The following is a 3,895-nucleotide window of genomic DNA, read 5'->3' on the forward strand; positions in this document are numbered from 1 at the left end:
GGCGCGCCGCCGGGATATGTCGGGTTCGACCAGGGCGGCCTCTTGACCGAGGCCATCACCAAGCAGCCGCATTGCGTGCTGCTGCTGGACGAAATCGAAAAGGCCCACCCGGATGTGTTCAACATCCTGCTGCAGGTCATGGACCACGGCACGCTGACCGACAACAACGGCCGCAAGGCGGACTTCCGTAACGTCATCCTCATCATGACGACGAACGCGGGCGCCGAAACCTTGAACCGTCCGTCGATCGGGTTTGCCAATTCGCGGATGCTGGGTGACGAAATGGCGGAAATCCGCCGCATGTTCACTCCCGAATTCCGCAACCGCCTTGATGCAATCATCCCGTTCGCCGCGTTGGACCGCGAGGTCATCCTGCGCGTGGTGGACAAGTTCCTCATGCAGCTGGAAGACCAGTTGCATGAGCGCCGCGTGGAAGCCGTGTTCACCACGAAACTGCGCGAACACCTTGCCAAGGAGGGGTTCGACCCGCTCATGGGCGCGCGTCCCATGCAACGTCTCATCCAGGACACCATTCGCCGCGCGTTGGCCGACGAGCTGCTGTTCGGCAAGCTGGTCGATGGCGGTTCGGTCACGGTCGACCTGGACGATGCGGGCAAGGTGACGCTGGACTTCGACGACAGCGGCAAGCCGCCTTCGTCGGATGCGCCGGATAAGCAGGAAGTTGAACTGATCGACTGATGACCGCGGACCGCCAGCCGCTGATCGAGTGCGAACATTGCGCAAGCGTTTATCGCCGACATCAGCTTGAACCTGGAGAGACTGCCAATTGCGCCCGCTGCGGAGCCACACTCTGGCGATACAGCGGGCTAACTTTGTCCAATTGGCTGGCCCTCGCCATCACCGCCCTGATTATCTTCGGGGTGGCCAACGCCTATCCGGTCGCTTCCATGTCCGTTCAGGGCATGGTGCAGCAAGCATCGCTTCTGGACGCTATTTCCATCACCTGGCGCCAAGGCCATTGGGTGGTCGCCGTCATGACGGGGCTGGCCGGTTTTGTGTTGCCGCTGCTGCAACTGACCGTATTGCTCTGGGTGTTGGGCCCCTTATCGCAAGGCCGCGAGCCCGCCGCATTCCGGGGCGCGATGCGCCTGTTGGGGGTGCTGCGGCCGTGGTGCATGGTGCCCGTTTTCCTGCTTGGCGTACTGGTTGCAGTGGTGAAGCTGGCCGGGATGGCCGCGGTGTCGCCGGGCATCGGGCTGGGCGCATTTGGCGTGCTGACCATTCTTCTGACCATGCTGGGACGGCTGTCACCGCATGTGTTGTGGCGTTTCGCGGAATCTTCGGGCGTGGTGCCCGTGCACATCCCTGAAAGCGCGCCGGATACGGTGCTGGCCGGCTGCCATGTCTGCGGCCAGGTGCAGGCGTTGCCTCGCGATGCGGACCCCGAAGAAGAGCACCATTGCGTGCGCTGCCACGCAATCGTGCATTATCGCAAACCGGATCATCTGGCTCGCACGTGGGCGCTGTTGTTGGCGGCGGTCGTGTTCTACATTCCCGCCAACGTGCTGCCGGTCATGCAGGTCAGTTCCGTGCTGGGCGACAGCGCCCACACCATCCTGGGCGGCGTCGTCGAGCTCTGGGAAATGGGGTCGTGGGACATCGCGCTGATCGTCTTCATCGCCAGCGTCGCCGTGCCCTTGACCAAATTGCTGGCATTGATCCTGCTACTGCTGACTGAGCAATGGCGCAGCACGACCAATTTGCGTCCGCGTACCCGCTTGTATCAAATGGTCGAGTTCATCGGCCAGTGGTCGATGCTGGACGTTTTTGTCGTTATATTGCTGGCGGCGCTGGCCGATTTTCAGGGACTGATGGAAATCAGCGCGGGCGCCGGCGCCGCGGCCTTTGGCGTGGTGGTGATCCTGACCATGCTGGCGGCCATGAGCTTTGACTTGCGGCGCAGTTGGGATCTGGAAGGCGAGAGCGAGATCGAGGCGCCCGAGGTCGAGGGTAGGGCTTCCCAGACCCAGGCGCAGCAGCACGCACGGGGGCCAGTGGCGCCCGTCACCAGTAAAGAAGTGGGCTAGCACTAGCAACAATCGTGGTTCGCCGCTTAAGAAGAAAAAGGAAAATTGATGTCCGACCAAGCTCCTGGATCCGGTGAGGAAAAGCAGTACCAATCGCCGACCATTTCGCGCAAGCAGAAGAGCCGGATCTCATGGATCTGGCTAGTGCCGATCGTGGCGGCGCTGATGGGCATATCCCTCGTCGTGCGCACCTGGATGCAGGCGGGTCCCGACATCTCCATTTCGTTCAACACGGCCGAAGGGCTGGAAGTGGGCAAGACCCAGCTGCGCTACAAAGATGTGAACATCGGCACGGTCAAATCCATCGGTTTCAATAGCGACCGCAGCAAGGTGGTCGTGAAGGCCGAACTGGCCAAGGAAGTGGCCGACCTGGCGCGGGAAGGCACCAATTTCTGGGTGGTCCGGCCGCGTCTGGACGTGAGCGGCGTGTCGGGCCTGGGCACGCTGTTGTCGGGCGCGTATATCGGCGTGGATGCGGTCGAAGGCAAGAACGGGTCCACCAGCAAGGCCACCAAGCTGAGTTTCGAAGGGCTGGAAATTCCGCCCGCAGTCACGCATGACCGCGCGGGCAAACGTTTCGTGCTGAAGGCATCCGACCTCGGGTCGCTGGATATCGGTTCACCGGTCTATTTCCGCCGTATCAATGTGGGCCGTGTGATCGGCTATGCGTTGGACAAGACCGGCGGCGCAGTGAACGTCGAAGTGTTCGTGGACGCGCCGAACGACAAGTTCGTGACCAACGGCACGCGCTTCTGGAATGCCAGCGGCGTGGACTTGAGCGTTAACGCGGATGGGTTGAAGGTGCGCACGCAGTCGCTCGTGTCGATGGCGGTCGGTGGCGTGGCGTTCGAGCCCGTCCAGAGCGCCCGCGATGGCGCCACGCCAGCGCCTGCGGATGCGAAGTTCGACCTGTATCCCACCGAGTCGGCCGCCCGCGCCAACCCGGATGGCGAGGCCTTCCCGATCCGCATGCGCTTCGATCAGTCGATCCGCGGGCTGACGGTTGGCGCGCCGATCGACTTCAACGGCATCACGTTGGGCAACGTCACGCAGATCAACCTGGACTTCGACCCGGTTTCCAAGCGCTTCTATTCCCTGGTGGATGCCACGCTGTATCCGGAACGCCTGGGCCGCGTGTACGAAGAAGTGCGCAACCGCGCGATGAAGGACGGTGACGTGGCGGGCCACCGCTTGCTGGGCGTGATGATCAAACACGGCCTGCGCGCGCAACTGCGCACGTCGAATCTGCTGACCGGCCAGTTGTATGTCGTGCTGGATGATTTCCCGAATGCCAAGCCGGTGGAGTTCACGCCGTCCGATCCCGCCATCATCCCGACGATTCCGGGCAATCTTGACCAACTGCAGCAGCAGGTCAGCAATATCGTCGCCAAGATCGAGAAGATTCCCTTCGACAAGATTGGTGAAGACCTGCGCACGACGCTGTCCAGCACGTCCAAGCTGATGAACCGCCTGGACAAGCAAGTGGCGCCGGAAGCGCAAGGCATGCTGAAACAGGCCAAGGAGTCGATGGCGAACATCAATGCGATGCTGGCCTCTGACGCGTCCTTGCCGGTCAATACCGAAAAGGCGATGCAGGAACTGAGCCGCGCGGCGCGTTCGCTGCGGGCGTTGGCGGACTTCCTGCAATCGAACCCCGAAGCCTTGCTGCGCGGTCGCGGCAATGACCCGATTCCCGGCGCAGGCCCTGTCAGGAACTGAAGAACATGACTATTTCCCCGATGCGTACCGTCCTGTCCTTGCTGGTTGCCGGCGCTGCCCTGGCGGGTTGCGGCTCGTCGCCACCCGTGCACTACTACACCCTGCAAGGGCCGGCGGGGGGGGGGGGG

3 protein-coding genes and 1 pseudogene are annotated in these 3,895 nt (G+C 62.5%); all 4 read left to right on the forward strand.

Annotation, left to right across the window (positions count from 1 at the left end; all coding sequences use genetic code 11):
- Positions 1-699, forward strand: a 699-nt coding sequence (locus ACE039_RS06320; protein ID WP_485821945.1) for an AAA family ATPase, incomplete at its 5' end; no start/stop codon positions are given.
- A complete protein-coding gene (locus tag ACE039_RS06325) occupies positions 699-2,048 on the forward strand; it encodes a paraquat-inducible protein A (protein WP_485811496.1) in 1,350 nt (449 codons plus the stop codon). The genes ACE039_RS06320 and ACE039_RS06325, both read left to right, overlap by 1 nt.
- A gap of 48 nt (positions 2,049-2,096) precedes the next feature.
- Positions 2,097-3,767: a PqiB family protein gene (locus tag ACE039_RS06330; RefSeq protein ID WP_448709812.1), complete on the forward strand. Its 1,671-nt coding sequence runs from the start codon at positions 2,097-2,099 to the stop codon at positions 3,765-3,767.
- 20 nt (positions 3,768-3,787) lie between these two features.
- A pseudogene (locus tag ACE039_RS06335) lies at positions 3,788-3,895 on the forward strand (PqiC family protein); the annotation flags it as partial.

The sequence above is a fragment of the Achromobacter maghribensis genome (genome assembly GCF_057334215.1).